A 26,336-nucleotide genomic window follows, 5' to 3' on the forward strand; every position below is an offset into this window, starting at 1 on the left:
GCGAGGCATCCGTCAACCGTCGGCGGGCCGTGCGACGATGCCCGCATGCCCGTGGACTTCACCGCCATCGATTTCGAGACCGCGAACTCCTCTGGCGCCTCGGCCTGTTCGGTCGGCCTCGTCAAGGTGCGCGACGGACGGGTCGTCGACCGGGCGTACTGGCTGCTGCGGCCGCCGTTCCCGCACGACGAGTTCAACGAGTGGAACATCCGCATCCACGGCATCACGCCCGAGATGGTCGCCGATGCCGCGAACTGGGCGGCGCGCCTCGACGAGTTCCGCGACTTCACGGGCGACGACTGGCTCGTCGCGCACAACGCGACGTTCGACATGGGCGTCATCGCCAAGACGAGCGAGGCGTTCGAGCTCGAGACGCCGGCGCACCGCTACCTCTGCAGCCTGCAGGTCGCCCGCAAGACCTACCACCTCGACTCGTACCGACTGCCGTCGGCCGCCATGGCCGCGGGCTTCGAGGACTTCTCGCACCACAACGCGCTCGACGACGCCGAGGCGTGCGCAGCGATCATGGCGCACGCCGCCAAACGCCACGATGCGGGCGACCTCGAGGCCCTCGCCCGCATCACGGGCGTGCGGGTCGGCGTGCTCGGGCCCGTGCGGCCGGTACCCGCTCCGGTCGCCCGGGCGGTCGGGTAGGCGCGGGCGTTCCGGTCGGTCGAGTAGGCGCGCGGGGTGTTCCGGTCGGTCGAGTAGGCGCGAAGCGCCGTATCGAGACCACCGGCCGACTGTCCCCGAGACCCCGCTCCCCCGAGCGCCTCACCCCCGATGTCGGCGGCCCCTGCGACACTCGGTGACATGGAGATCCTGCTGCTCATCATCGGCCTCGTCGTCGGCATCGCGCTCGGCGCGCTCGGCGCCTGGTTCCTCGCGCAGCGACGTGCGTCGGCGTCCCCCGCCGATGCGACGGTCGTCGAAGATCCGGCACTCGTCGCAGCCCGCCACGAGGCCGAGATCGCGAGCGTCCACGCGGCGCACGCCGCCGAGCAGGCGCAGCTCCGCGCCGACGAGCAGCGCATCCAGGCCGAGCTGCGCGCCGAGCTCGCAGCGGTCGACGCGACCACGACGGCGCTGCGCGAGCAGATCGAATCGGCGCGGGCCCAGTACCTCGAACTCGTCGAGCGTCATCGCGCCGAACAGCGCGAGCGCGAGACGCGCGAGGCGGCCGAGAGCAAGGTCCTCCAGGCGCTCGCTCCGGTGAAGCAGACGCTGACCGAGATGCAGTCCAAGGTGTCCGAGCTCGAGACGCAGCGGCATCGGCAGCACGGCGAGCTGAGCCAGCAGCTCAAGATCGCCGCCGAGAACGAAGAGCGACTGCGGTCGACGGCCGAGTCGCTCGCCTCGGCGCTCCGGTCGAACAGCACGCGCGGCGTCTGGGGCGAGACGCAGCTGCGAAGCGTCGTCGAGGCGGCCGGGTTGATGGAGCGCGTCGACTTCGACACGCAGCACTCGATCACGACCGACGCCGGCGCCGGCCGGCCCGACATGGTCATCCACCTGCCGGGGGGCAAGCACATCGCGGTCGATGCGAAGGTGCCCTTCAACGCGTACCTCGAGGCGAGCCAGATCCCCGCGACCGCGTCCGGCGCCGACGCGACGCGGCGCGACGGTCTGATGAAGCACCACGTGAAGGCCGTGCGCGATCACATCACCGCGCTCGGCGGCAAGACCTACTGGGAGGGGCTCGGTGCCTCGCCCGAGATGGTGATCGCGTTCATCCCGAGCGAGTCGCTCATCTCGAGCGCGCTCGAAGCCGACCCGGCGCTGCTCGAGTTCGCCTTCTCGAAGCGGGTCGCCCTCGCGTCACCCGTCACGCTGTGGTCGGTCCTCAAGACCGTCGCGTTCAGCTGGCAGCAAGACGTGCTGACGAAAGAGGCGAAGTCGCTCTTCGACCTCAGCCGCGAGCTGTACGCCCGTCTCGCGACGACCGCGGGCCAGATCGAGAAGCTCGGCCGAACGATCGAGCGCACCGTGAAGGATTACAACGCGTTCGTGGGCTCGCTCGAGTCGCGCGTGCTGCCGACGGCCCGCAAGCTCAAGGCGCTCGACGAGACGAAGGTGCTCGCGACGCTCGAGGGCATCGACGAGAGCCCCCGCGAGATCACGGCATACGAGTTCACCGAGGCGATCTCGGCAGAGGCGCACGACGAGCCCGAAACCGACGACGTGAGCGCGATCGATGCGTCGACCGCGCTCCCACTGGAGATCGACGAAGCCATCGAACACGGTGATCTCGGCGCGGATATCGACCCCGCCATCCGGGCGGGTCTCCGTCACGACGACTGACGCATCCGGCCGAAGCTCGGCGTACCGCGCGGCGAGACGTCGACGACCGCCGCACGTCTACGGCTGGAGCACGCTCAGCACGTTGCCCGCGGGGTCGCGGAACCAGCAGATGTCGGGCCCCATTCCGGTGGCACGGCCGTGCGCGATCCCGCGCTCGTCGGTGCCGAAGTCCTGGTCGCCGCGGTAGATCTTGGTCTCCACACCGGCGGCGTTGAGTTCGTCGACCGCGACGTCGATGTCGGCGACGACGAAGTTCAGCACCGTGAAGCCGGCGGGTTCGTGATCGGGTTTGCCGTAGACGAAGAGCGTCTGGCCCGACGGCAGGGTGAGGCGAAGCGCACCCATCTCATCGGCGACGTCGAGCCCGATCACGTCGCGGTAGAACGTGCGCGCCGCCTCGATATCGTCGACCGCCAGGCCCGGAAACGCGTCCAGCATCTGCACCATTGCCACCCTCGATTCGGGATGCACTCCGAGTGTCGGCACCCTGCGCCCGAGCCTCGCACCTCTCGCGGGCTGCGGCAATGCCGCCGACGAAGCGCGCGGCTTCCGGGGGTGCTTTTCCGCCAGTCCGAGCGCTGACACGCCGGAGAGCTGGCGGAAAAGCACCCCCGGAACGAGACGACCGGCGAGGCGAGCTTCGAACTCGGCGCGAGAATGTCCGGGATCTCAGACGGTCGGTCGTGCGACGATCTTGTCGCGCTCGCATCGCCGCGACGAGACTGGGGCGACGCCCGGCAACGCGGCCCGGCGACCCCGACGGGGAGAGCGGCATGGCAACACTCAGAGAACAACTCCTTCGGCGCAAGCCCATCATCGTCCAGCACCGGCACCATCCCGGCGAAGAGCTCGCGCGACGGATCGGCACGTTCCAGCTCATGATGTTCGGCGTCGGCGCCACGGTCGGCACCGGCATCTTCTTCGTGCTGAGCGAATCGATCCCGAAGGCCGGGCCGGCGGTGATCATCTCCTTCATCGTGGCCGCGGTCTGCGCCGGCCTCTCGGCGCTCTGCTACGCCGAGCTGTCGTCGGCGATTCCGGTCAGCGGCTCCACGTACTCGTACACCTATCACGCGCTCGGCGAGATCTGGGCGGTAATCATCGCGGGCTGCGTGCTGCTCGAGTACGGCGTCGCGGTCTCCGCGGTCGCGGTCGGCTGGAGCGGCTACTTCAACGAACTGCTGCAGAACACCGTGGGCGTCCGGCTGCCTGCAGAGCTCTCGGTGTCCTTCATCCCCGGGCCGGACGGCGCAGCGACGGGCGGCATCATCAACCTGCCGGCCGTCGTGCTCGTCGTGCTGTGCATGCTCCTGCTCATCCGGGGCGTCGCCGAGTCGGCGACCGTCAACACGATCATGGTGCTCATCAAGCTCGGGGTGCTGCTGCTCTTCATCGTGCTCGGCTTCACCGCCTTCAACGCCGACCACTTCGAGAACTTCTTCCAGTTCGGCGCCGCGGGCGTCAGCGCAGCAGCCGGCACGATCTTCTTCTCGTTCATCGGCCTCGACGCCGTCGCGACCGCGGGCGAAGAGGTGCGCAACCCGCAGAAGGCGCTCCCCCGGGCGATCATCGGCGCCCTCGTCATCGTCTCGACGGTCTACATCCTCGTCGCCGTCGCGGGGCTGGCCGCCGAGCCGGTCGAGTTCTTCTCGACCGAGGAGGCGGGCGAGGCCGGACTCGCGAAGATCCTCGAGAACATCACGGGAACGCCGATCTGGGGCACGATCCTGGCGGCCGGGGCCGTCATCTCCATCTTCTCGGTCACCCTGGTCACGCTGTACGGCCAGACCCGCATCCTGTTCTCGATCTCGCGAGACGGCTTCGTGCCGCACAAGTTCCAGCGGGTCAACCCGAAGACGCTGAGCCCGGTCTACAACACGATCGTCGTCTCGGTCATCGTGGCGGTCATCGCGGGCTTCGTGCCCTCGGACTACCTGTGGGACACGGTCTCGATCGGCACGCTGATGGCGTTCAGCGTCGTCGCGCTCGCCGTCATCGTGCTGCGTCGCACGCAGCCCGGACTCGAGCGCCCGTTCCGCGTGCCGCTCTACCCGGTCGTGCCCATCCTCACGATCGCCGCGTGCGTCTACATCCTGTCGGGGCTCGCAGCGGTGACGTGGGCGATCTTCGGCACCTGGATCGCGATCGTGCTCCTGTACTACTGGTTCTACGGGCGCCGGCACGCGACGCTCAACGACTACACCTCCGACGAGGAGATCTCCGAGCCGATCCACCCCGAGGAGGAGGTATGACGCTCCTGGTGGGCTACGGCCCGCACAACAACGATCGAAGTGCGGTCGAACTCGCCTGCCAACTGGCGGCGAGCCGTCCCGAGCCCGTCGTGGCCGTCTCGGTCGTGCCGAAGGGCTGGGGCACCCCCGTCCCCGGCGGGGTGGATCGCGAGTACGAGACTTGGGCCGCCGAGGAGGGCCGGGCGAGCGCCGACGCCGCGATGGACGACTTCGGGCGGCATCCCGGCGTCGACGCGTCAGCCGTCTGGGTCACCGGGCGATCCGTTCCGCAGGTGCTCCTCGAGCAGGCGCTCGAACGCGACGCGTGGATGCTCGTCGTCGGCTCGGCCGGCGACGCCGAGCCGGGCCTCGTGCGATTGAGCTCCAAGACCGATCGCCTCCTGCACTCGTCGACGCTGCCCGTCGCGATCGCACCGCGCGGGTATCGCGCCTCCGGCGCGGTGCAGCGCATCACGGTCGGGTTCCGAGACGACGACGCGAGCTGGACGCTGCTGGGCCGCGTGGCCGAGATCTGCCGGCTCATCGGGGCGAGGCTGCGCGTCGTCACGTTCCTCGTCGAACCGCCGAGGCGACCCGTCACGACCACGGTGAGCCACGCCCAGACCCAGGTGCTCGACCTGTGGACCGCCCAGGTGACGGCGGCGCAGCAGGAGGCGGCGGTGCACCTCGAGTCGCTCGGCTTCTCGGCCGACGAACTCTCGTTCGGCATCACCGCCGAGAGCGACTGGCGAACCGCGGTGTCGGCCGTCGGCTGGTCCGACGGCGACCTCCTCGTCGTCGGGTCGTCGTCGACGCACCGGCTCGCGCAGGTCTTCCTCGGCTCGAGCGCCTCGCGGATCCTGCGCAACTCCCCCGTGCCGGTCGTCGTGGTGCCCGGATCGGTCACCGACTAGCCTGACGGCGCGAGAACGCGTTGCGGGGGTGCTTTCGCGACAGATCGAGCGCGGACACGCCGCGAATCCGTCGGGAAGGCACCCCCGCAACGAGCGAGACGGGCGACTCAGGCCTCGTCGTGCCACTTCGAGGCGAGGTGTTCCGCCTGGATGCGGCGCAGCGTGCCCGACTTCGAGCGCAGCACGACCGACTCGGTGACGATGTAGTCGCCCTTGCGCTTGACGCCGGCGACGAGTGCGCCGTCGGTCACGCCGGTCGCGACGAAGAAGGTGTTGTCGCCGCGCACCATGTCGTCGATCTCGAGCACGGCGTCGACGTCGAGGCCCGCGGCGATGCCGCGCTCGCGCTCGGCGTCGTCCTTCGGGGCGAGGCGGCCCTGCATGAATCCGCCGAGCGCCTTGACCGCGCAGGCCGTCGTGATGCCCTCGGGGCTGCCGCCGATGCCCACGCACATGTCGATGCGGCTGCCGCTGCGTGCGGCGTTGATGCCGCCGGCGACGTCGCCGTCGAGGATGAGGCGGGTGCCGGCGCCGGCCGCGCGGATGTCGGCGATGAGCTGCTCGTGACGGGGGCGGTCGAGCACCGCGACGAGGATGTCGCCCACGTCCTTGCCGAGCGCCGCGGCGAGCGCGCGGATGTTGTCGCCGATGGGCTTGCGGATGTCGACGACGCCGTGCCCGGCCGGGCCGGTCACGATCTTGTCCATGTAGAACACGCTCGAGGCGTCGAGCATCGTGCCCCGGTCGGACACCGCGAGTACCGACAGCGCGTGCGACCGGCCGGCGGCGGTCAGCGAGGTGCCGTCGATCGGGTCGACGGCGATGTCGCACGCGGGGCCGTTGCCCGAGCCCACGCGCTCGCCGTTGAAGAGCATCGGCGCCTCGTCCTTCTCGCCCTCGCCGATGACGATGACGCCGTCGAAGTCGACGGTCGAGAGGAAGGCGCGCATCGCGTCGACGGCCGCACCGTCGGCGGCGTTCTTGTCGCCCTTGCCGATCCACGGCTCCGCCCGGATCGCCGCAGCCTCGGTCGCCCGCACGAGCTCGAGCGCGAGGTTGCGATCGGGGTGGAACAGGCTGTCGTTGCTCATGAGCGGGGTCCTCCAGGACGCGTCTGCGCCGCAGTCGTGCCCCGGCGCGCCGATCGGCGGTGATTCCGCCGCTTCGAGCCTAGCCAGCCGATCGCGCGATCCGCCGAAGTTCGACGCGTCGTGACGGGCAAGTTCTTCGATTCTTAACGCTCGGGCAAGTCGACCCACGCGACGGCCCGGTGCGACGCCGACCAGTGGTGCACCCGTGTCCCGCCCGGCATCGCCCGCACGCCCGGAACGGCGACGCCGAGCTCGCAGTCCGTCACCGCGGCGACGAGCAGATCGACGCCACCGGTCGGCCCAGGGCACAGCTCATCGAGATCTGCGACGGCCTCGATCGACCGCCGCGCTCCGAGGCGCAGGTGCGCGAGCACGCGCTCGCGCTCCGGCTCGGACTGCGGAGCGAACCGCGCGAGCATCGAACCGCCGAGCACGCGCACCCCGGCCGCGACGATGACGCCCTCCGGCGCCCCGCCGATGCCGACCACGGCGTCGAGGCCCGCGATGCCGCGCCGCTCGCCGTCGGCGCGCGCGGGGCCCGCCTCGCCGTGCAGCGCCCGGATGCTCCGCTCGACGTCGCCGTGCTCGAACAGCTCGACGCGACCGCCCGCCGCGTCGACCGCCTCCACGTACGGCCGGTTGCGCGGCCGATCCTGCACCGCGATCCGCACCTCGCCGGGCGTCACGCCGCGCAGGTCGGCAGCGGTCGCCACGAGCGAGGCGATCACGCCCGGGATGCCTCGCGCCGAGGCATCCCGGGCGGTGATGCCGGGCACCCAGGTGACGAGCTTCTCGAGGTAGTGCGCGGGGCCGAGGTCGAAGAGCCCGCCGCGCGGCGCCACCGCGACGACGGCCATGGCGCCGGGCAGCCCGGCCGCGGCGAGCCGGGTGCCGTCGACCGGGTCGACGGCGAGGTCGATCGCCGGGTCGCCGACCTGCGCACGACCGAATCGCTCGCCGAGGTGCAGCATGGGCGCCTCGTCCTTCTCCCCCTCGCCGACGACGACGCGTCCGTCGAACGGCACGTCGGCGAGTGCGGCGCGCATCGCGGCGACGGCGGCGGCATCGACCGCATGGCCGTCGCCCGAACCGACGAGCGGAAGGCACGCCGCGGCGGCTCCGACCACCGCGGGCCGGAGCGGGTCGGCAAGGGCATCGACATCCTGCGAAACGATCACGCCCTTCATCCTGCCGTGGCGCGACGCCACAGCTGAGCCTTGCTCGCGAGTCGTTAGACTCGTGCCGAACCCGCCGTCGTATCGAAGGAGCACCATGCCCATCGCAACCCCCGAGCAGTACGCCGAGATGCTGGACACCGCGAAGGCCAAGGGCTTCGCGTTCCCCGCCTTCAACGTCTCGAGCTCGCAGACCCTCAACGCGGTGCTGCAGGGCCTCACCGAGGCGGGTTCCGACGGCATCATCCAGGTCACGACGGGCGGCGCCGACTACTTCGCCGGCCACACCGTGAAGGCCCGCGCGACCGGCGCCCTCGCGTTCGCCCGCTTCGCCCACGAGGTCGCGAAGTCGTACCCGATCACCGTGGCCCTCCACACCGACCACTGCCCGAAGCCGGCCCTCGCCGACTTCGTGTTCCCGCTCATCGAGGCCTCCGAGGAGGAGGTCAAGGCGGGCCGCAACCCGATCTTCCAGTCGCACATGTGGGACGGCTCGGCCGTGCCGCTCACCGAGAACCTCGAGATCGCGAAGGAGATCCTGCCCCGCATGAAGGCGATCAGCGCGATCCTCGAGGTCGAGATCGGCGTCGTCGGCGGCGAGGAGGACGGCGTCAAGCACGAGGGCTCGAACGAGGCGCTCTACACGACGCTCGACGACGCGATCTCGACGGTCGAGGCGCTCGGCCTCGGCGAGCAGGGCCGCTACATGGCCGCCCTCACCTTCGGCAACGTGCACGGCGTCTACGCGCCCGGCAACGTGAAACTGCGCCCGGCGCTCCTGAAGGAGATCCAGGACGGCCTGCAGGCGAAGTACGGCACCGGTGAGAAGCCGCTCGACCTCGTCTTCCACGGCGGCTCGGGCTCGACCGACGCCGAGATCGCCGAGGCGGTCGCGAACGGCGTCGTGAAGATGAACATCGACACCGACACGCAGTACGCGTTCACCCGTTCGATCGCGGGCTACATGTTCCAGAACTACGACGGCGTGCTCAAGGTCGACGGCTCGGTCGGCAACAAGAAGCAGTACGACCCGCGCGCGTGGGGCAAGGTCGCCGAGTCGGCGATGGCGGTGCGCGTCGGCGAGTCGACGCGCCAGCTCGGCTCGGCCGGCCAGTCGATCACCGCGTAAGGCACCGGATGACGCACGACGAGGCCGCTCGACCGGACGGGGCCGGCGACGCCGGCCGCGACGCCGCGGCGGCGCAGCCCGCGACCCCGAGACCCGACGAGCGGCCCCGTCCGCGCTACGGCGAGTACGCCCCCGAGGGGTGGACGTGGACGCCGCCGGCCGACGACCCGTACTCGGGCACGTCGCGCGTCGACCCCGATGCCGCGACCGAGGCCGCGGCATCGGCGAGCGATGCCGCGCCGAGCGGGACGAGCGCGTGGGGCGGCGCCGCGACCGGGACGGCGGGTCTCGCCGGAGCCGCCGCCCCGGCCCGACCCGCCGACCGCGCGTGGACCATCGCACTGCTCGTGCTCGGCGCCCTCGGAGCGATCTACAACTGCCTCGTGATCGTCTCATTCCCGGGCAACGTGCTCGAGTCGGCGAAGCTCACCGCCGAGATGCTCGGCACGCCCGCCCCGACCGAGTTCACACCCGGCCCGGGCGTGCCCGTCGCGATCGCGATCGGCGTGATGGCGCAGCTCGTGCTCTGGCTCGCGGCGTTCCTCTGGTCGCGCGCCCGCATGCGCGCCGGGGCGACCTCGTGGTGGATTCCGCTGCTGGCCGGCGTCGTCGCGTTCGTCGTCATGATGATCGTCAGCATGGTCGTGCTCGCGAGCGATCCGGCGCTGCTCCAGCTCCTGCAGTCGACGGGCACGTCGGCCCCCTGACGCCGACGACGTCGCACGCACGAGAGCGGGGCCGGGCGATTCGCCCGGCCCCGCTCGGCGTTCGCGAGGTGCGGCGCGCCGCGGCGGCTCAGGCCGCCGCGCCCCCTTCCGCGTCGGCGTCGACGGGTGCTGCGAACTGCGCCTCGTAGAGCCGCGCGTACGCGCCGCCCGCGGCGAGCAGGCCCGCGTGCGTGCCCTGCTCGACGATGCTCCCGGCCTCCATCACGAGGATGAGGTCGGCGTCGCGGATCGTCGAGAGCCGGTGCGCGATCACGAACGACGTGCGGTCGGCCCGCAGCGCGTTCATGGCGTGCTGCAGCAGCAGCTCGGTGCGGGTGTCGACCGAGCTCGTCGCCTCGTCGAGGATGAGCACGGCCGGCTGCGCGAGGAACGCCCGCGCGATGGTCACGAGCTGCCGCTCGCCCGCCGACAGGTTCGAGGCCTCGTCGTCGAGCACCGTGTCGTACCCGTCGGGCAGGGTGCGCACGAACCGGTCGACGTACGTCGCACGGGCCGCCTCGAGGATCTCCTCCTCCGTGGCATCCGGCCGCCCGTAGGCGATGTTCTCGCGGATGGTTCCCGAGAACAGCCAGGTGTCCTGCAGCACCATGCCCATGCGGCCGCGCAGCTCGTCGCGCGTCATGCGCGTGATGTCGACCCCGTCGAGGGTGATGCGTCCCGAGTCGAGCTCGTAGAACCGCATGATGAGGTTCACGAGCGTCGTCTTGCCGGCGCCGGTCGGCCCGACGATCGCGATCGACTGGCCGGGCTCCGCGGTGAGCGAGAGGTGCTCGATGAGCGGCTTCTCGGGGTCGTAGCTGAACGACACGTCGTCGAACACCAGGCGACCGGATGCCTCGCCGGGAGCGGTCTCGGGAGCCTCGGGCTCGGCGGGGTCGGCCACCTGCTCCTCGGCGTCGAGCAGCTCGAACACGCGCTCGGCGCTCGCGACGCCCGACTGCAGCAGGTTCGCCATCGAGCCGAGCTGGCTGAGCGGCTGGGTGAACTGCCGCGAGTACTGGATGAATGCCTGCACGTCGCCGAGCGAGATCGATCCGCCGGCGACCATGAGCCCGCCGACGACGGCGATCGCGACGTAGACGAGGTTGCCGACGAACATCATGGCGGGCATGATGATGCCGCTCACGAACTGGGCGCCGAAGCTCGCCTGGTAGAGCTCCTCGTTCTTCTCGTCGAACGACCGCTCGACCTCGCGGCGGCGGCCGAACACGCGCACGAGGGCGTGGCCCGAGTAGGCCTCCTCGATGCGGGCGTTGAGGGTGCCGGTGTGCGTCCACTGGGCGATGAACTGCTTCTGCGACCGCTTCGCGATGATCGTCGTGATGAGCAGCGTGAGCGGGATCGTGATGAGCGCGATGACCGCGAGCAGCGGCGAGATGACGAACATCATGACGAGCACGCCGACGACGGTGAGCAGCGACGTGAGCAGCTGGCTCATGGTCTGCTGCAGCGTCTGCGAGATGTTGTCGATGTCGTTCGTGACGCGCGAGAGCAGCTCGCCGCGCTGCATCTTGTCGAAGTACGACAGCGGCAGGCGGTGGATCTTCTCCTCGACCTCGCGACGCAGCCGGTAGACCGTGCGCTGGGTGACGCCGTTGAGCACATAGGCCTGGGCCCAGCCGAACAACGAGGCGAGCACGTAGAGCAGCAGCACCAGTCCGAGCACCGCGGCGAGCGCGGCGAAGTCGATGCCCTGCCCCGGCACGATGTTCTGCATCGAGGCGATCATGTCGGCCTGCTGGGTGTCGCCCGAGGCGCGCAGCTGGTCGACGACCTGCTGCTGCGTCACGCCCGACGGCATCTGCAGCGAGACGAACCCCTCGAAGATGATGTTCGTCGCCTGGCCGAGGATCTTCGGGCCGAGCACGCTGAACACGACGCTCACGACGCCGAGCAGGATGACGAACACGACGAGCGTGCGCTCGGGCTTCAGCCGCCCGATGAGGCGCTTCGCGCTCGGGCCGAAGTTCATCGACTTCTCGGCCGGCATGCCCATGCCGCCCATGGGGCCGCCGCCCATCGGGCCGCGGCGGACGGGCGGGCGCGGGGTGACGGCCGGCGTCGCCCCGGTGGTGGTCCTCTGCTCGCTCACGCGGCCGCCTCCTCTGCGCTCAGCTGGCTCTCGACGATCTCGGCGTACGCCTGCGAGGTCTCGAGCAGTTCGTCGTGGGTGCCCCGGGCCGTGATGCGGCCGTCCTCGACGACGAGGATCTGGTCGGCCCCCGTGATCGTGGCCACGCGCTGGGCGACGACGATCATGGTCGCGTCGGCGACCTCGCGGTCGAGCGCCGCGCGCAGCCGCTGGTCGGTCGCGGTGTCGAGCGCCGAGAACGAGTCGTCGAACAGGTAGATCGGCGGCCGTTTCACGAGCGCTCTCGCGATCGACAGGCGCTGGCGCTGCCCGCCCGAGACGTTCGTGCCGCCCTGCGCGATGGGGGCGTCGAGCCCGCCGGGCATGGCCTCGACGAAGTCGCGGCCCTGGGCGGTCCCGAGCGCGGCCCAGAGCTCGTCGTCCGAGGCATCCGGATCGCCGTACCGCAGCGTCGACCCGACGGTGCCGGCGAACAGGTACGGCTTCTGCGGCACGAGCCCGAACTGCGCGTTGAGCACGTCGGGGTCGAGGTCGCGCACGTCGACGCCGCCGACGAGCACGCTGCCGCTCGTCGCGTCGAAGAGGCGCGCCGCGAGGTTCACGATGGTCGTCTTGCCGACGCCCGTCGAGCCGATGATGGCCGTCACCTCGCCCGGCCGGGCGGTGAAGCTGAGGTCGTGCAGCACGGGCTCCTCGGCGCCGGGGTAGGCGAAGCTCACCCCGCGGAACTCGAGCGTGCCGGGCGCGGTGAGCGCGGTGACCGGCTGCTCGGGATCGTGCACGGTCGACTCGGTCTCGAGCACCTCGCCGATGCGGCCGGCCGAGACGACGGCGCGCGGCAGCAGGAACGCGATCATCGTCGCCATCATGACGGCCATGAGGATCTGGATGAGATAGCTGAGGAACGCGGTGAGCGAGCCCACCTGCATCGACCCGTCCTCGACGCGGAACGCGCCGAACCACAGCACGGCGATGCTCGAGAGGTTGAGCACGAGCATCACGATCGGGAAGACGAGCGCGAACAGCCGGCCCGCCTTCAAGGCGGTGTCGGTGAGCGCGTCGTTCGCGTCGTCGAACCGCTCGGACTCGACGCCCTCGCGCACGAACGCGCGGATGACCCGGATGCCGGTGAGCTGCTCGCGCAGCACCCGGTTGACGCCGTCGATCTTGCGCTGCATCGACTGGAACAGCGGCACCATGCGGCTGATGATGAGCCCGACCGAGATGAGCAGCACGGGCACCGCGACGACCATGATCCACGACAGCGCCAGGTCCTCCTTGAGCGCCATGATCACACCGCCGATCGCGAGGATCGGCGCCGAGACGAGGATCGTGCAGCTCATGAGCACGAGCATCTGCACCTGCTGCACGTCGTTGGTGGAGCGCGTGATGAGGCTCGGCGCGCCGAAGCGCGACACCTCCTGCTCGCTGAAGTCGGCGACGCGGCGGAACACCGAGCGGCGCACGTCGCGACCGAGTCCCATCGCGGTCTTCGCGCCGAAGTACACGGCGGTGATCGAGGCGGCGACCTGCACGAGCGTGATGCCGAGCATGAGGGCGCCCGTCGACAGGATGAAGCCCGTGTCGCCCGTGGCGACGCCGTCGTCGATGATGTCGGCGTTGAGGCTCGGCAGGTACAGCGAGGCGATCGACTGCACGAGCTGGAAGAAGATGACGGCGACGACGAGCCAGCGGTACGGGCGCAGGTACGTTCGCAGCAGTTTCAGGAGCATGGTTCGGTTCCCCTCGGGGCGGTGGGCGGGGTGGCGGTGCGGGGCGTCGGCGCCGCGTCGGTGCGCGTCGTCGGCGGGGCGGATGCCTCGGCGTCGGCGCCGCGTCGGCCGACGATGCCGTGCACGATGAGGTCGGCGAGCCGGTCGGAGTCGAGGCCCGTCGTCTGGGCGAACTGCGGCATGGCCGACGAGAACGCGATGATGCGCACGAACGCGAACACGTCGGCGGGCGGCACGCGGAGCCGCTCGAGCTCGGGGGCGAGCAGCTGCTCGAAGATGCCGATGATGACACCGGGGTCGATCGAGGCCGGGGGCCGCGGGCGCGCGCCGAGCGCGGCGAAGACGCCGAAGATGCCGCTGAACCGGTCTTGGAACCGATCGATGACGAGTCGCATCTTGAGGTCGAGCGGCAGGCTCGGGTCGATGCGGCGCAGTGCCTCGCGGAAGGGCTCGGGGTCGAGGAACACCTCGACGGCGGCGTCGATGATCGCCTCCTTGCTGTCGAAGACGCGGAAGAGCGTGCCCTCGGCGACGCCCGCCGCCTCGGCGATCTGCCGTGTCGTGACGTCGCGGCCGTACCGCGAGAGGAGCGGCACGGTCGCTGCGGCGATCGCCGCGCGCCGGTCGTCGACGGACATGGGCTTGGCGCGGCCCTGCCGGGTCGGCGGGGTGGGCGCCGGGGTCGGAGTCACGGTGGACATGAGCGCGAGCGTAGCACTGAGTGAGCGCTCACTCATCGCCTGTTCGCCCAGGGCGAGCGACCCCGGCGGCTCCCCTGCGCTACCGTGGCGATCGTGCCGAGCCGCGACCTCCCCGCCGACCGCATCGCCCGCATCGCCTCGCGGGTCTCGACGGTCGAACTGCTCTTCGATCTCGTCTTCGTCTTCACGATCAGCCGCGTCGCGGAGATCGTCATCCATCGCCCCGACGCGACGGGCATCGCACAGGCGGCCCTCGTGCTCGGACTCGTGTGGTGGATGTACGACGCCTTCGCCTGGCTCACGAACCAGGCGGCCCCCGACACGACGTTCGTGCGCATCGCGCTCATCGGGGCGATGGCGGCCTTCCTCGTCATGTCGCTCGCGATCCCCGAGGCCTTCGGCTCGACCGGCGTGCTCTTCGGTGCGAGCTACATCGTCGTCGCGGTCATCCACGCCGCCCTCTTCATCCACCGCGGCGGGCGCGCCGCCGCGCGGCGCATGCTCGTCGTCGGGCCGTCGAACGTGCTCGTCGGCGTGCTGCTCGTCTGCTCGGGGTTCGTCGAGGGCCCGCTCGACTGGGTGCTCTTCGGCCTGCCGTTCGTGCTGTTCCTCATCTCGGCGGCGCTGAGCGCGCGCGGCGGCTTCGACCCCGGCGCGACGCACTTCGTCGAACGGCACGGCCTCGTCATGATCATCGCCTTCGGCGAGTCGATCGTTTCGGTGGGCGTCGGCGCCACCGGACATGAGATCGAGCCGGCCCTCATCGTCGGCGCGGTGCTCGCCGTCGGGCTCGTCGCTGCGCTCTGGTGGTGCTACTTCACGGGCGACGACGAGCGAGCCGAACGGGCGATCGCCGGGGCGCCGGTCGAGGCGCGCACGCGCCTCGCCCTCGTCGCGTACTACCTCGAGCACCTCGCGATGATCTTCGGGCTCGTGCTCCTCGCCGCGGGCCTGCACGAGGTGCTCGGCCACGCGTTCGCGCCGGTCGAGGCATCCGGCGCCTGGCTCGTCGCGGGCGGCACCGCCCTCTACCTCGTGGCCGACGCGACCTACCGGCGCACGCTCGCGCTCGGCCCGGTCGCATGGCGCATCGCCGCGGCCGCGGCGGCGCTCGCCACCGCACCGGTCGGCACGGTGCTCTCGGGCGCGGCGCAGCTCGCGGCGGTCATCGCGATCGTCGCCGCGGCGCTCGTCGTCGAGACCGCGTCGGCGGGCCGCCGGACGTCAGTCGTGGAGGCCGCCGCCTGATCGACCCCGTCGGCTCCCGCGGGTGTCGGCGTCGGTCGTCGTGGTCAGGCCTCGGCGGTGCGGTTGCGACCCCCGAGCGCGCGCGCGTCGCGGTTGCCCTGCAGGTCCTTGCGGAGCTCCTTCGGCAGCGAGAACATGAGGTCCTCCTCGGCCGTCTTGACCTCGTCGACCGCGCCGTAGCCGGCGTCCGCGAGCTCGAGCAGCACCTCTTTCACGAGGCCCTCGGGCACCGAGGCGCCGCTCGTGACGCCGACCGTCGCGACGCCGTCGAGCCACTCCTGGCGGATCTCCGACGAGTAGTCGACCCGGTACGCCGCCTTCGCGCCGTTCTCGAGCGCGACCTCGACGAGGCGCACGCTGTTCGACGAGTTCGCCGACCCCACGACGATCACGAGCTCGGCCTCCTGCGCGACCTTCTTGATCGCGACCTGGCGGTTCTGGGTGGCGTAGCAGATGTCGTCGCTCGGCGGGTCCTGCAGGTTCGGGAAGCGCTCGCGCAGTCGCCGCACCGTCTCCATCGTCTCGTCGACCGAGAGCGTGGTCTGCGAGAGCCACACGACCTTGTCGGGGTCGCGCACCTCGATGTTCGGCACGTCGTCGGGGCTGTTCACGAGCGTCACGTGGTCGGGCGCCTCACCCGCGGTGCCCTCGACCTCCTCGTGGCCCTCGTGGCCGATGAGCAGGATCTCGTAGTCGTCGCGCGCGAAGCGCACGGCCTCGCGGTGCACCTTCGTGACGAGCGGGCACGTCGCGTCGATCGCGTGCAGGCCGCGATCGGAGGCCGCGTTGACGACCGCCGGGGAGACGCCGTGCGCGCTGAACACGATGTGGGCGCCCTCGGGCACCTCGTCGACCTCGTCGACGAAGATCGCGCCCTGCTTCTCGAGCTCGGTCACGACGTGGATGTTGTGCACGATCTGCTTGCGCACGTACACCGGGGCGCCGTAGTGCTCGAGGGCCTTCTCGACCGCGATCACGGCCCGGTCGACGCCGGCGCAGTAGCCGCGGGGCGCCGCGAGCAGCACCCGCTTGGGTCGGTCCACCGGGTTATCCTTGAGCCGGCCGCGCACGCTCGGGATTCTGGGCATGCCAAGGCCGACCCGCGGGGCATCAGTCAAGCTCGTCACGATGCCGAGTCTACGCGGCGCACGCAGGCGGGCGGCTGGGAGGCCATGGTGACGGATGCTCCGGCGACACGTGACGCGCCGTGGCCGGTGTCCCTCCTCTCGACCAAGCTCAAGCAGTACCTCGACCGTCTCGGCACGGTCTGGATCGAGGGCGAGCTCACGCAGTGGGGCGTCTCCGGCGGCAACGTCTACGGCAAGCTGAAGGACCTCGACGCCGACGCCACCGTGTCGTTCCAGATCTGGTCGTCGGTGAAGGCCCGGCTCGGCGAGGAGTTCACGCAGGGCGACCGGGTCGTCGCGCTCGTCAAGCCGAACTGGTGGGTCAAGGGCGGCTCGCTCTCGATGCAGGTGTTCGAGATGAAGCACGTCGGCCTCGGCGACCTGCTCGAGCGCCTCGAGCGGCTGCGCGCGCAGCTCGCCGCCGAGGGGCTCTTCGACCTCGATCGCAAGCGCCGGCTGCCGTTCCTGCCGGGCGTCGTCGGGCTCGTCACCGGCAAAGACAGCGACGCAGAGAAAGACGTGCTGCGCAATGCGCGCCTGCGCTGGCCCGCCGTCGAGTTCCGCGTCGTGCATGCCGCGGTGCAGGGCGACCGCACCGCGAGCGAGGTCGTCGCGGCGATCAGGCGCCTCGATGCCGACCCCGAGGTCGAGGTCATCATCGTCGCGCGCGGCGGCGGCGACTTCCAGAACCTGCTCGGGTTCAGCGACGAGCGGGTCGTGCGCGCGGCCGCCGAGGCGACCACCCCGATCGTCTCGGCCATCGGGCACGAGGCCGACCGGCCGCTGCTCGACGAGGTCGCCGACCTGCGCGCCTCGACGCCGACCGACGCGGCCAAGCGCGTCGTCCCCGACGTCGGCGAGGAGCTGCTGCGGGTCGAGCAGGCGCGCGCACGCATCTCGCTGCGCCTGCGCACGCTCGTGGCGCACGAGATCGACCGCATCGGGCACCTGCGCTCGCGGCCCGCCCTCGCCGACACCTCGTGGATCGTCGATCGGCGCGCCGAAGAGCTGACCCGTTGGGTCGCCCGCGGCGCCGAGCTCGTCGAGCGCACGATCGAGCGCCAGACCCATCGCGTCGGCGAGCTCCGCGGACACCTCCGCGCACTCTCGCCGCAGGCGACCCTCGACCGCGGCTACGCGATCGTGCAGGGCGACGACGGCCACGTCGTGACGGCACCCGCCGCAGCGCCCGCCGGCACGTCGCTCGTCATCACGCTCGCCGAGGGCGCGCTCGCCGCCCGTTCGGAGGGCGAGCCGCACGACTGAGGCCCCAGGCGGGAACCGTCGGCGACGCCGAATAGAATGGGGCGCATGCCCTCCTCCCCTGATGTCGCCGAGCTGAGCTACGAGCAGGCGCGCGACGAGCTCGTGCGCGTCGTCGGCGAACTCGAGCAGGGCTCGGCCACGCTCGAGCAGTCGCTCGCACTCTGGGAGCGCGGCGAGGCGCTCGCGGCTCGCTGCGAGGAGTGGCTCATCGGTGCGAAGGCCCGGCTCGAGGCCGCCCGTGCGGGCGCCGCGGCATCCGCATCGGGCCGCGGGCCGGCCGAAGGCGACGAGCGCTGATGGCGGCACGCGAACCCCGGGTCGTCGCCGAGCTCGGCCGCCCCGAGACACCCGAAGAGACCGCGGCCCGCAAGGCCGACGCCTCGCTCAAGCACCGGCAGCGGCAGACCCTCAAGAACCTCGTGCTCGCGCTCGGGGCGAGCCTCGCGATCGTCGTCGTCATCGTGCTCATGGTGCCGCGCAGCGACACCCCGCTCGACCGCGACGTCGACGTCGCCGGCGTCGCCGAGCAGGTGCAGGCGGTGCGCGACGAGCCGATCGCCGTGCCCGAGCTGCCCGAGGGCTGGCGGGCGAACGCCGCCGAGCTGCGCACCGACAAGACCGACGGCGTCACCGCCTGGTACGCGGGCTACCTCACGCCGAGCAACGAGTACCTCGGGCTCTACCAGGGCTTCGACGCGAACCCGACATGGGTCTCGAACCTGCTCGCCCGCACCCTCGCGACCGGCACCGTGAACATCGACGGCGTCGACTGGACGATCTACGACAACCGCAAGACCGACGCCGACGTCGGCAACGCGCGGTACGCCTTGACCACCGAGTCGGGCGGCAGCACCTTCGTGCTGCTCGGCACGGCCACCCCTGAAGAGTTCGCCACCTTCGCCACGGCCATCACGCCGACCATCGAGGCGCAGGACTGACCACGAGGAGCCACGTGACCGAGCAGACGAACGACGCGCCCACCGCCCGCCCCGAGTCCCCGGCCGCCACGTGGCGCGAACTCCGCCGGGGCAACGAACGCTTCATCGCGGGCAAGCCCGAGCACCCGCGTCAGGACATCGACCGCCGGACCTCGCTCGCGCACGCGCAGCGCCCCATCGTGGCGATCTTCGGCTGCAGCGACTCCCGCCTCGCCGCCGAGATCATCTTCGACGTCGGCCTCGGCGACGCGTTCGTCGTGCGCAACGCCGGCCAGGTCGTGACGCCGTCGGCCCTCGGTTCGATCGAGTACGCGGTCGGCATCCTCGACGTGCCCGTCGTCATCGTGCTCGCGCACGACGAGTGCGGCGCGGTGCGCGCCGCGATCGACTCGCAGGCCGCCGACGCCGCGCCGCTGCCCCCGCACATCGCCGGGCTCGTCGAGAAGATCGTGCCCGCCGTGACCAAGGTCGCGGGCGAGGCCCCGGTCGAGCCGAGCCACGTCGACGCCGGCTTCGTCGGCCGCGAGCACCTGCGCAACACCGTGACCGAGCTCGTCGAGAGCTCCGAGATGATCAGCGACGCGGTCGCAGCGGGTACGCTGGCTATCGTCGGCGCGAACTACCGCCTGTTCGAAGGTCGCGTCGAGACCGACATCGTCATCGGTCGCATCTGACGCCGCCGCGAGCGGCATCCGCCGAGCCGGCCGAAGGCCGCCGACCCGGCATCGCAGCCGGCGAGTCCGGCATCGCAGAACCGAAGGGGAAACACACCGTGGTGGACAACGCCGCCGACTACCGCATCGAACACGACACGATGGGCGAGGTGCGGGTTCCCGCGCGGGCCCTGTACCGGGCGCAGACGCAGCGCGCGGTCGAGAACTTCCCCATCTCGGGGTCGGGTCTCGAGCCCCAGCAGATCCAGGCGCTCGCCCGCATCAAGAAGGCGGCGGCGCAGGCCAACGCCCGGCTCGGCGTGCTCGACCAGGGCATCGCCGACGCGATCGTGGCCGCCGCCGACGAGGTCGTCTCGGGTCGGCACGGCTTCACCGAGCACTTCCCGGTCGACGTCTACCAGACCGGCTCGGGCACGAGCTCGAACATGAACATGAACGAGGTGCTCGCGACCCTCGCGACCTCGAAGCTCGGCAGCGCCGTGCACCCGAACGACCACGTCAACGCGTCGCAGTCGTCGAACGACGTCTTCCCGACCTCGGTGCACATCGCCGTGACGGCCGCGCTCATCGACGACCTCATCCCCGCGCTCGACCACCTCGCCGTCGCCCTCGAGGCGAAGGCCGAGCTCTGGGCGGGCGTCGTGAAGGCGGGCCGCACCCACCTCATGGATGCGACCCCCGTCACCCTCGGCCAGGAGTTCGGCGGCTACGCCCGCCAGGTGCGCCTCGGCATCGAGCGCGTGCGCTCGGCGCTGCCCCGCGTCGCCGAGGTCCCCCTCGGCGGCACCGCCGTCGGCACGGGCATCAACACCCCCGCCGGCTTCCCGCAGCTCGTCATCGAGCTGCTGCAGGCCGAGACCGAGCTGCCGATCACCGAGGCGGCCGACCACTTCGAGGCGCAGGCCAACCGCGACGGCCTCGTCGACGCGTCGAGCGCGCTGCGCACGATCGCCGTGAGCCTCACCAAGATCGCGAACGACCTGCGCTGGATGGGATCGGGCCCCAACACGGGTCTCGGCGAGCTCCACATCCCCGACCTGCAGCCCGGCTCGTCGATCATGCCGGGCAAGGTCAACCCCGTCGTGCCCGAGGCCGTGCTCATGGTGTGCGCCCGTGTCATCGGCAACGACGCGACCATCGCGTGGGGCGGCGCTTCGGGCGCCTTCGAGCTCAACGTGCAGATCCCGGTCATGGGCACCGCGCTGCTCGAGTCGATCCGCCTGCTCGCCAACTCGGTGCGCGTGCTCGCCGACAAGACGATCGACGGCCTCGAGGCGAACGTCGAGCGCGCGACCGCGCTCGCGGGCATGTCGCCCTCGATCGTCACCCCGCTCAACAAGCTCATCGGCTACGAGGCCGCCGCGAAGATCGCGAAGCACTCGGTCGCCAAGGGCATCACGGTGCGCGAGGCCGTCATCGACCTCGGCTACGTCGAGCGCGGCGACCTCACGGTCGAGCAGCTCGACTCGGCCCTCGACCTGCTCTCGATGACCCGTCCGCCGCAGGCGAAGTAGGGTCACGAACCCGGATGCCCCGTGCCGAGCCTCGGCACGGGGCATCCGTCGTCTCAGGCCGAGGCGATCGGGCAGCGTCCCTCCCGGGTGGCCGGGACAGAGCGCCCGGCCGCAGGAGGAAGCGGTCAGGACGGGGTGCGGATCGCCGTCGCCGCTCCCGACCCGGGCGGGAGCGCGCGAAGGGCGACGATCACGCCGGCGGTCGTTCCGACGGCGACCAGCACGGCGCCGATCGCCGTGGCGGGAGCACCGTCGGTCATGAACGCATCGGCGATCGACATGCCCACGCTGAAGCCGGCGATCCACTGGGTGAAGCCGATGCAGGCCAGCGCGACGAGCGTCGCCCGTGCGATGCGGCGCGCGTCGAGGTGCCGCAGGAGCCCCCGGTCGCCGAGCAGTGCCGTCACGAGGAGGACGACCGCGAGCAGCACCCACCCGACGGCCCAGACCACGACCGGTACGGCCGCGGCCTGCGGCGACTCGCCGCGGGCCGCCATCTGCCGGTAGATCTCATCGAGCGCGAGCCCGGGCACCTTCGCCATCGGATTCCACACGAGAAGGTTCACGGCCCCGAGCCCTGCCGCGGCCGACACCACGACCGCGCCGACCGCGGCGGTGGACCGGGTCCCCAGGCGGGCGGGCAGCCCGGGGCTCGTACGACGCCGCTCGACGTCGGCCGAGATCGGCAGCCCGACCGCGAGACCCGCCAGGACGACGCCGCCGACGAGTCCGACGATCGAGATCGGCAGGAGCATGGGCATGGCGATCACGAGCGCGAGCGGGGCCGCGACGACCGCGCCCAGGGTGCCGGCCCACCGCGGGCCGGGCCGTCGCCCGGCGAGCGCACCGTGCATGGCCAAGGCCGCACAGCAGGTGCCGACCAGCCAGCACGCGGCGATGGCGGCGGCGAGGAGGCCACCGGTCGCGCGCGCGAACACCCCGCCGAGGTACGGCAGCCCCGTGAACGCGCCGAGCGTCATCACGCACGCGGCGACGAGGAGTGCGCTCGCCCACCGCAGCCGACGACCGATGAGCTCTCGGGCCGACACGCCGAACGCCTCGGGAGTCCGCGGGGTGACCACGGCGATGCGGAGCGCACCGACGACGACCTGCGCCCGGGAGAGCCCGGCGGCGTCTGCTCCCGCGAGGTCGGCGAGCCATTCCTCGCGGTAGCGTTCGCGGCGGGCTGCTGGGAGCAGCCGAACCGCGCCGTCGACCGCGACCTCGGCGACGCGGCTCCGGCGGCGACTCACGCGATGCTCCCGAGAGACGGTCGGGCGCCGAGCGACGTCGGCGCGATGGCGCGGCCCTTCGCGACGGACGTCGCGGTGCGATGCGCGATCGCCCGCCGCGCCGCATCGGCTCCGCCGGGGTTGAGCCGGTAGTACCGGCGCCTCGGGCCGCTGCGAGCGCTGTCGTGCTCCCACTCCGACTCGACCCAGCCCGCCCGTTCGAGGCGCTCCAGGATCGGATAGACCGTGCCCGCCCGGCGCCCGGCCGCGCGTACCACCGCCAGTCCCCAGATCGGCGCCCGCTCCTCGAGGAGCACGCGCAGCACGTCGGTCGTGGCGTCGGTCACGCGCGGCAGTTCATCCACGCGCTTGATCTTGCTATATCGAGATAGACCTCGCAAGGACTGATATTTCACCGAACATCGCACTCGAGCTCGGGCCGAGCGCGCCCGGCCGGTGCGGCCCCGCGCCGCGGCCCGTGCTCACCCGACCTCGCCGATCTGCTCGACGAGGTGTCGCCGCCGCTCGGGCGCCGTCTCGCCGCTGCGCCGCTTCGGCGGTCCCTGCGCCCGGTCGGGTGGCGCGACGGGCGACGAGGCGGCGCAGCGGCGAGCAGATCACTCGGTCGGAGCGACTCGGCTCAGGCGAGCTCCGCCCCGTCGAGCAGCTCCGACACGAGCGCCGCGATCGCCGAGCGCTCGCTGCGGGTGAGCGTGATGTGCGCGAACAGCGGGTGGTCCTTGAGCGTCTCGATCACGCTCGCGATGCCGTCGTGGCGGCCCACGCGCAGGTTGTCGCGCTGCGCGACGTCGTGGGTGAGCACGACGCGCGAGTTCTGGCCGATGCGGCTGAGCACCGTGAGCAGCACGTTGCGTTCGAGCGACTGCGCCTCGTCGACGATCACGAACGCGTCGTGCAGCGACCGGCCGCGGATGTGCGTGAGCGGCAGCACTTCGAGGATGCCCCGGTCGACGACCTCGTCGAGCACGTTGTCGGAGACGACCGAGCCGAGCGTGTCGAACACGGCCTGCCCCCACGGGTTCATCTTCTCGCCCTGGTCGCCGGGCAGGTAGCCGAGCTCCTGACCGCCGACCGCGTACAGCGGCCGGAAGACCATGATCTTCTTGTGCTGCTGGCGCTCGAGCACCATCTCGAGGCCCGCGCACAGCGCGAGCGCCGACTTGCCCGTGCCGGCTCGACCGCCGAGCGAGAGGATGCCGATCTCTGGGTCGAGCAGCAGGTCGATCGCGAGCCGCTGCTCGGCCGACCGGCCGTGCAGGCCGAACACCTCGCGGTCGCCGCGAACGAGCTTCACCTCGCCGTCGCCGACGACCCGGCCGAGCGCCGATCCCCGGTCGGAGTGGATCACGAGCCCGGTGTTCACCGGCAGGCCCTCGACCTCGCGCGTGACCATCGACTCGCGCTCGTAGAGCTTCGCCATGTCGTTCGACCCGAGCGTGAGCTCGGACATGCCGGTCCAGCCCGAGTCGAGGGCGAGCTCGTGCCGGTACTCCTGCGCGTCGAGGCCGATCGAGGCCGCCTTCACCCGGAGGGGCAGGTCTTTCGAGACGACCGTGACCGGCACGCCGTCCTGCTGCAGGTTCGCCGCGCACGCGAGGATGCGCGAGTCGTTGTCGCCGAGCTGCAGGCCCGACGGCAGCACCTTCGGGTTCGAGTGGTTGAGCTCGACCCGGAGCGAGCCGCCGTCGCCGACGGGGATCGGGAAGTCGAGCCGCTCGTGCGCGACGCGCAGCTCGTCGAGGATGCGCAGCGACTGCCGCGCGAAGTACCCGATCTCGGGGTCGTTGCGCTTCGCCTCGAGCTCGGTGATGACCACCACGGGCAGCACCACCGCGTGCTCGGCGAAGTTGAAGAGTGCGCGCGGATCGCTGAGCAGCACCGACGTGTCGAGCACGTACGTGCGCTCGGCCTGCGCGACGCCGTCGCGCGTGCCCTCGATGGCGCGCTCCCCCGCGCGCGCCTCGGAACGACCGACCGATCCAGGAGTAACCGATGACGCCACAACCGCTCCCGCCCCGAGCATTCCTGCCCGGTTCACGAGCCTGCCGCCGATCCCTCCCGAAGTCGGTTCCGGAGGCCGACCCGAACGGGCGATCTGCCCGTTGAGCCGAACCTACGTCCGCCTCGCCCGAACCGCGCGAGCGACACGCGAAACGTCACGCGGTGTTCATCTTCGCGGTGGGGCCGGTGCACGGATGCTTCGGGGCCGGCGCCGGCCCCGAGGCATCCGCAGCGCTCAGTACGAGGCGGCCGTCGAGTACGACACGAACGCCGCCCGCAGCATCTCGAGCGTCTCGTCGCTCGTCGCCGCGTGGATCGACAACCGCACCGTGCCGAGCCGCGTGGTCGCGGTCACGCCGTGGTTGTGCAGCGACGCGGTGAGCACGGTCACCTGATCGGCGGGCGGCTCGAGCACGACGATGCCGGCCCGCTCCTGCTCGTCGCGCGACGACGAGACGGGGATGGCGTACTCGTCGGCGAGCTCGATCACGCGGCTCACCCGGTCGGCGACGGCCGCGTTGATCGCGGGCACCGTGGCGCCGGCGATCTCCTCGAAGGCCGCGGCGAGGCGGGCCTGCGCGAGCGGGTCGGGGTTCGAGACGCGGTACGCGCGGGCGTCGGGCGCCGGCGGCGGCACGTGGCCCCACGGCTCCGCCTCCTCGGTCGCGCTGAAGCCCGAGAAGACGGGCGTGAGTCGTTCGAGCGCGCGGTCGGAGAGCGCCATGATGCCGGTGCCCCAGCCCGCGCGGCACCACTTCTGGCCGCCGGTGACGACGACGTCGGCGACCTGCCACGGGGCGTCGACGACGCCGAAGCCCTGGATGGCGTCGACGATGAGCAGCCGGTCGCCGATCACCTGGCGGATGCCCTCGATGTCGCAGAGGTATCCGGTGCGCGAGTCGACGAGGCTCACCGCGACGGCGACGACGCCCTGCTCGAGCTGCTCGCGGATCTGGCCCGGCGTCACCTTGCCGTGGTCGGTCTCGAGCCAGACGGGCTGCACCGTGTGCAGCGCCTCCTGCGCCCGCACGGCCGCGATCGGCAGGCTCGGGAACTCCTCCTGCGACAGCAGGACCCCGCCGGTGAGCCCGAACATGGCGTGCATAAGACCCGTCGTGGTGTTCGGCTCGAACACGATCTGGTCGGCGGAGAAGCCCGTGAGCGCCGCGGCGGACTCGCGCAGCCGCAGGTTCTGCTCGCCGAACGCGTCGAGGCTGCCGTGGCGCGCGCGCTGGAGCACCTGGGTGAACGCCAGCGTCTCCTCGGCGGCGGCGGTCGAGAGCGGCCCGACCCGGCCGTAGTCGAGGTAGCCGGGCTCCTCGGTGAAGCCGGCGGTGAAATCGTCGATGGTCACGTTGCGTGCCCCCTTCTCCGTCGAACATCTTGACAGAACGGGTGGATGCCTCGCAGCGAGGTGCCGCGAGAACGGGTGGTCAACCGCCGAAACGGCGGTGTCGCTTCGCGTAGTCGCGGAGCGCGCGGAGGAAGTCGACCTTGCGCAGGTCGGGACCGAGCGCCTCGACGAAGTAGAACTCCGAGTGCGCCGACTGCCAGAGCATGAAGTCGCTCAGCCGCTGCTCGCCCGAGGTGCGGATCACGAGGTCGGGGTCGGGCTGGCCGCCCGTGTACAGGTGCTCGCCGATGAGGTCGGGCGTCAGCCGCTCGGCGAGGTCTTCGAGGCTGCGCCCCTCGGCGTGGTGCGCGGCGACGATCGAGCGCATCGCGTCGGTGATCTCCTTGCGGCCGCCGTAGCCGACCGCGAGGTTGACGTGGAGGCCCCGCTTGTCGGCCGTGCGGTGCTCGGCGGCGTCGAGCGCGGCGACGAGCGGCTCGGGCAGGCCCGTGTCGCTGCCGACGTGCTGCACCCGCCAGTCGCGGTAGTGGCTGAGCTCCTCGGCGAGGTCGGCGATGATCTCGAAGAGATCGGAGAGCTCGTCGCTCGGCCGGTTGCCGAGGTTGTCGCTCGAGAGCAGGTAGAGGGTCACGACCTTGACGCCGAGATCGTCGCACCATTCGAGGAACTCGCGCATCTTCGCGGCGCCGGCGCGGTGGCCGTCGGCCGCCGTCCGGTAGCCGAGCTGCTTCGCCCACCGGCGGTTGCCGTCGATGATCATCGCGACGTGTCGGGGAAGGCCGGCGGGGTCGAGTCCGCGACGGAGCCGGTTCTGGTAGAGCCGGTAGAGGATCCCGCGACCGAGGGGCTGATCGCTCGTCTGCACG

24 protein-coding genes are annotated in these 26,336 nt (G+C 71.5%); 12 read left to right on the forward strand and 12 right to left on the reverse strand.

Going from position 1 to position 26,336, the window contains the following annotated elements; genetic code table 11:
• Window positions 1-45: 45 nt before the first annotated feature.
• Both AC3RJ6_RS18135 and AC3RJ6_RS18140 read left to right on the forward strand, forming a co-directional pair.
• Window positions 46-654, forward strand: a complete 609-nt coding sequence (locus AC3RJ6_RS18135; protein ID WP_491428533.1) for a 3'-5' exonuclease — start codon at window positions 46-48, stop codon at window positions 652-654.
• A 159-nt stretch (window positions 655-813) separates the two neighbouring features.
• Window positions 814-2,301 (forward strand): DNA recombination protein RmuC, encoded by a 1,488-nt coding sequence (locus tag AC3RJ6_RS18140; protein ID WP_491428534.1) that lies wholly within the window; start codon window positions 814-816, stop codon window positions 2,299-2,301.
• Between the two features lie 57 nt (window positions 2,302-2,358).
• Here the strand turns inward: AC3RJ6_RS18140 and AC3RJ6_RS18145 are convergent, their stop codons facing one another.
• Window positions 2,359-2,748: a VOC family protein gene (locus AC3RJ6_RS18145; protein ID WP_491428658.1), complete on the reverse strand. Its 390-nt coding sequence runs from the start codon at window positions 2,746-2,748 to the stop codon at window positions 2,359-2,361.
• A gap of 326 nt (window positions 2,749-3,074) precedes the next feature.
• On the opposite strand from AC3RJ6_RS18145, the gene AC3RJ6_RS18150 reads away from it, so the two are divergent.
• Window positions 3,075-4,553 (forward strand): APC family permease, encoded by a 1,479-nt coding sequence (locus AC3RJ6_RS18150; RefSeq protein WP_491428535.1) that lies wholly within the window; start codon window positions 3,075-3,077, stop codon window positions 4,551-4,553.
• Window positions 4,550-5,446: a universal stress protein gene (locus AC3RJ6_RS18155; RefSeq protein ID WP_491428536.1), complete on the forward strand. Its 897-nt coding sequence runs from the start codon at window positions 4,550-4,552 to the stop codon at window positions 5,444-5,446. The genes AC3RJ6_RS18150 and AC3RJ6_RS18155 overlap by 4 nt, the downstream gene beginning before the upstream one ends.
• A 107-nt stretch (window positions 5,447-5,553) precedes the next feature.
• On the opposite strand, the gene glpX is transcribed toward AC3RJ6_RS18155, so the two are convergent.
• Together glpX and AC3RJ6_RS18165 are read right to left on the reverse strand one after the other, a co-directional pair.
• Window positions 5,554-6,537 carry a class II fructose-bisphosphatase gene (gene glpX / locus AC3RJ6_RS18160; RefSeq protein WP_491428537.1) on the reverse strand — a complete coding sequence of 328 codons (984 nt, stop codon included), beginning with the start codon at window positions 6,535-6,537 and terminating at the stop codon, window positions 5,554-5,556.
• Between the two features lie 143 nt (window positions 6,538-6,680).
• Window positions 6,681-7,715, reverse strand: coding sequence for a fructose-bisphosphatase class II (locus AC3RJ6_RS18165; protein ID WP_491428538.1), 1,035 nt, complete (start codon window positions 7,713-7,715; stop codon window positions 6,681-6,683).
• Between the two features lie 94 nt (window positions 7,716-7,809).
• On the opposite strand from AC3RJ6_RS18165, the gene fbaA reads away from it, so the two are divergent.
• Entirely contained in the window at window positions 7,810-8,841 is a 1,032-nt protein-coding gene (gene fbaA, locus AC3RJ6_RS18170) for a class II fructose-bisphosphate aldolase (protein WP_491428539.1), read from the forward strand.
• A gap of 8 nt (window positions 8,842-8,849) precedes the next feature.
• Window positions 8,850-9,548 (forward strand): DUF6264 family protein, encoded by a 699-nt coding sequence (locus AC3RJ6_RS18175; protein ID WP_491428540.1) that lies wholly within the window; start codon window positions 8,850-8,852, stop codon window positions 9,546-9,548.
• An 88-nt stretch (window positions 9,549-9,636) separates the two neighbouring features.
• On the opposite strand, the gene AC3RJ6_RS18180 is transcribed toward AC3RJ6_RS18175, so the two are convergent.
• The 3 genes from AC3RJ6_RS18180 to AC3RJ6_RS18190 all read right to left on the reverse strand — a co-directional run bounded on the left by AC3RJ6_RS18180 (window position 9,637) and on the right by AC3RJ6_RS18190 (window position 14,095).
• The gene (locus tag AC3RJ6_RS18180) at window positions 9,637-11,589 is read right to left on the reverse strand and encodes an ABC transporter ATP-binding protein (RefSeq protein ID WP_491428659.1); all 1,953 of its coding nucleotides are present in this window, start codon (window positions 11,587-11,589) and stop codon (window positions 9,637-9,639) included.
• A gap of 68 nt (window positions 11,590-11,657) precedes the next feature.
• Window positions 11,658-13,394, reverse strand: coding sequence for an ABC transporter ATP-binding protein (locus AC3RJ6_RS18185; RefSeq protein WP_491428541.1), 1,737 nt, complete (start codon window positions 13,392-13,394; stop codon window positions 11,658-11,660).
• Window positions 13,385-14,095, reverse strand: a complete 711-nt coding sequence (locus tag AC3RJ6_RS18190) for a TetR/AcrR family transcriptional regulator (protein ID WP_491428542.1) — start codon at window positions 14,093-14,095, stop codon at window positions 13,385-13,387. The genes AC3RJ6_RS18185 and AC3RJ6_RS18190 overlap by 10 nt, the downstream gene beginning before the upstream one ends.
• Window positions 14,096-14,188: 93 nt before the next feature.
• Between AC3RJ6_RS18190 and AC3RJ6_RS18195 the strand changes: the two genes are divergently transcribed.
• The gene (locus AC3RJ6_RS18195; protein WP_491428543.1) at window positions 14,189-15,343 is read left to right on the forward strand and encodes a low temperature requirement protein A; all 1,155 of its coding nucleotides are present in this window, start codon (window positions 14,189-14,191) and stop codon (window positions 15,341-15,343) included.
• 44 nt (window positions 15,344-15,387) lie between these two features.
• Here AC3RJ6_RS18195 and AC3RJ6_RS18200 read toward each other — a convergent pair whose 3' ends face one another.
• Window positions 15,388-16,431, reverse strand: a complete 1,044-nt coding sequence (locus AC3RJ6_RS18200; RefSeq protein ID WP_491428544.1) for a 4-hydroxy-3-methylbut-2-enyl diphosphate reductase — start codon at window positions 16,429-16,431, stop codon at window positions 15,388-15,390.
• Between the two features lie 84 nt (window positions 16,432-16,515).
• On the opposite strand from AC3RJ6_RS18200, the gene xseA reads away from it, so the two are divergent.
• From xseA to AC3RJ6_RS18225, 5 genes are all read left to right on the forward strand, one after another.
• Window positions 16,516-17,736, forward strand: a complete 1,221-nt coding sequence (gene xseA, locus AC3RJ6_RS18205) for an exodeoxyribonuclease VII large subunit (RefSeq protein WP_491428545.1) — start codon at window positions 16,516-16,518, stop codon at window positions 17,734-17,736.
• A gap of 36 nt (window positions 17,737-17,772) precedes the next feature.
• The gene (locus AC3RJ6_RS18210) at window positions 17,773-18,033 is read left to right on the forward strand and encodes an exodeoxyribonuclease VII small subunit (protein ID WP_491428546.1); all 261 of its coding nucleotides are present in this window, start codon (window positions 17,773-17,775) and stop codon (window positions 18,031-18,033) included.
• Window positions 18,033-18,674 carry a DUF4245 domain-containing protein gene (locus AC3RJ6_RS18215; protein ID WP_491428547.1) on the forward strand — a complete coding sequence of 214 codons (642 nt, stop codon included), beginning with the start codon at window positions 18,033-18,035 and terminating at the stop codon, window positions 18,672-18,674. The genes AC3RJ6_RS18210 and AC3RJ6_RS18215 overlap by 1 nt, the downstream gene beginning before the upstream one ends.
• A 14-nt stretch (window positions 18,675-18,688) precedes the next feature.
• Window positions 18,689-19,348, forward strand: coding sequence for a carbonic anhydrase (locus AC3RJ6_RS18220; protein ID WP_491428548.1), 660 nt, complete (start codon window positions 18,689-18,691; stop codon window positions 19,346-19,348).
• A gap of 98 nt (window positions 19,349-19,446) precedes the next feature.
• The gene (locus AC3RJ6_RS18225) at window positions 19,447-20,862 is read left to right on the forward strand and encodes a class II fumarate hydratase (protein WP_491428549.1); all 1,416 of its coding nucleotides are present in this window, start codon (window positions 19,447-19,449) and stop codon (window positions 20,860-20,862) included.
• A gap of 125 nt (window positions 20,863-20,987) precedes the next feature.
• On the opposite strand, the gene AC3RJ6_RS18230 is transcribed toward AC3RJ6_RS18225, so the two are convergent.
• The 5 genes from AC3RJ6_RS18230 to AC3RJ6_RS18250 form a co-directional block, all read right to left on the reverse strand.
• On the reverse strand, window positions 20,988-22,115 hold the full coding sequence (locus AC3RJ6_RS18230; RefSeq protein WP_491428550.1) for a hypothetical protein: 1,128 nt from the start codon (window positions 22,113-22,115) through the stop codon (window positions 20,988-20,990).
• Entirely contained in the window at window positions 22,112-22,459 is a 348-nt protein-coding gene (locus AC3RJ6_RS18235; RefSeq protein ID WP_491428551.1) for a PadR family transcriptional regulator, read from the reverse strand. The genes AC3RJ6_RS18230 and AC3RJ6_RS18235 overlap by 4 nt, the downstream gene beginning before the upstream one ends.
• A 275-nt stretch (window positions 22,460-22,734) precedes the next feature.
• A complete protein-coding gene (gene phoH2, locus AC3RJ6_RS18240) occupies window positions 22,735-24,117 on the reverse strand; it encodes an RNA 5'-3' helicase PhoH2 (RefSeq protein ID WP_491428552.1) in 1,383 nt (460 codons plus the stop codon).
• A 234-nt stretch (window positions 24,118-24,351) separates the two neighbouring features.
• On the reverse strand, window positions 24,352-25,470 hold the full coding sequence (locus tag AC3RJ6_RS18245) for an aminotransferase class V-fold PLP-dependent enzyme (RefSeq protein ID WP_491428553.1): 1,119 nt from the start codon (window positions 25,468-25,470) through the stop codon (window positions 24,352-24,354).
• Between the two features lie 79 nt (window positions 25,471-25,549).
• Window positions 25,550-26,335: an isoprenyl transferase gene (locus AC3RJ6_RS18250; RefSeq protein WP_491428554.1), complete on the reverse strand. Its 786-nt coding sequence runs from the start codon at window positions 26,333-26,335 to the stop codon at window positions 25,550-25,552.
• Window position 26,336: the final 1 nt, after the last annotated feature.

The sequence above is a fragment of the Agromyces cucurbitae genome, assembly GCF_058349945.1.

Coding starts and splice junctions, on each gene's coding strand:
- AC3RJ6_RS18210 (WP_491428546.1), top strand. CDS start 17,773: ATGGGGCGCATGCCCTCCTCCCCTGATGTCGCCGAGCTGAGCTACGAG.
- AC3RJ6_RS18175 (WP_491428540.1), top strand. CDS start 8,850: ATGACGCACGACGAGGCCGCTCGACCGGACGGGGCCGGCGACGCCGGC.
- glpX (WP_491428537.1), bottom strand. CDS start 6,537: ATGAGCAACGACAGCCTGTTCCACCCCGATCGCAACCTCGCGCTCGAG.
- AC3RJ6_RS18180 (WP_491428659.1), bottom strand. CDS start 11,589: ATGGGCGGCGGCCCCATGGGCGGCATGGGCATGCCGGCCGAGAAGTCG.
- AC3RJ6_RS18215 (WP_491428547.1), top strand. CDS start 18,033: ATGGCGGCACGCGAACCCCGGGTCGTCGCCGAGCTCGGCCGCCCCGAG.
- AC3RJ6_RS18135 (WP_491428533.1), top strand. CDS start 46: ATGCCCGTGGACTTCACCGCCATCGATTTCGAGACCGCGAACTCCTCT.
- AC3RJ6_RS18150 (WP_491428535.1), top strand. CDS start 3,075: ATGGCAACACTCAGAGAACAACTCCTTCGGCGCAAGCCCATCATCGTC.
- fbaA (WP_491428539.1), top strand. CDS start 7,810: ATGCCCATCGCAACCCCCGAGCAGTACGCCGAGATGCTGGACACCGCG.
- AC3RJ6_RS18155 (WP_491428536.1), top strand. CDS start 4,550: ATGACGCTCCTGGTGGGCTACGGCCCGCACAACAACGATCGAAGTGCG.
- AC3RJ6_RS18185 (WP_491428541.1), bottom strand. CDS start 13,394: ATGCTCCTGAAACTGCTGCGAACGTACCTGCGCCCGTACCGCTGGCTC.
- AC3RJ6_RS18140 (WP_491428534.1), top strand. CDS start 814: ATGGAGATCCTGCTGCTCATCATCGGCCTCGTCGTCGGCATCGCGCTC.
- AC3RJ6_RS18200 (WP_491428544.1), bottom strand. CDS start 16,431: ATGCCCAGAATCCCGAGCGTGCGCGGCCGGCTCAAGGATAACCCGGTG.
- AC3RJ6_RS18145 (WP_491428658.1), bottom strand. CDS start 2,748: ATGGTGCAGATGCTGGACGCGTTTCCGGGCCTGGCGGTCGACGATATC.
- AC3RJ6_RS18190 (WP_491428542.1), bottom strand. CDS start 14,095: ATGTCCACCGTGACTCCGACCCCGGCGCCCACCCCGCCGACCCGGCAG.
- xseA (WP_491428545.1), top strand. CDS start 16,516: ATGGTGACGGATGCTCCGGCGACACGTGACGCGCCGTGGCCGGTGTCC.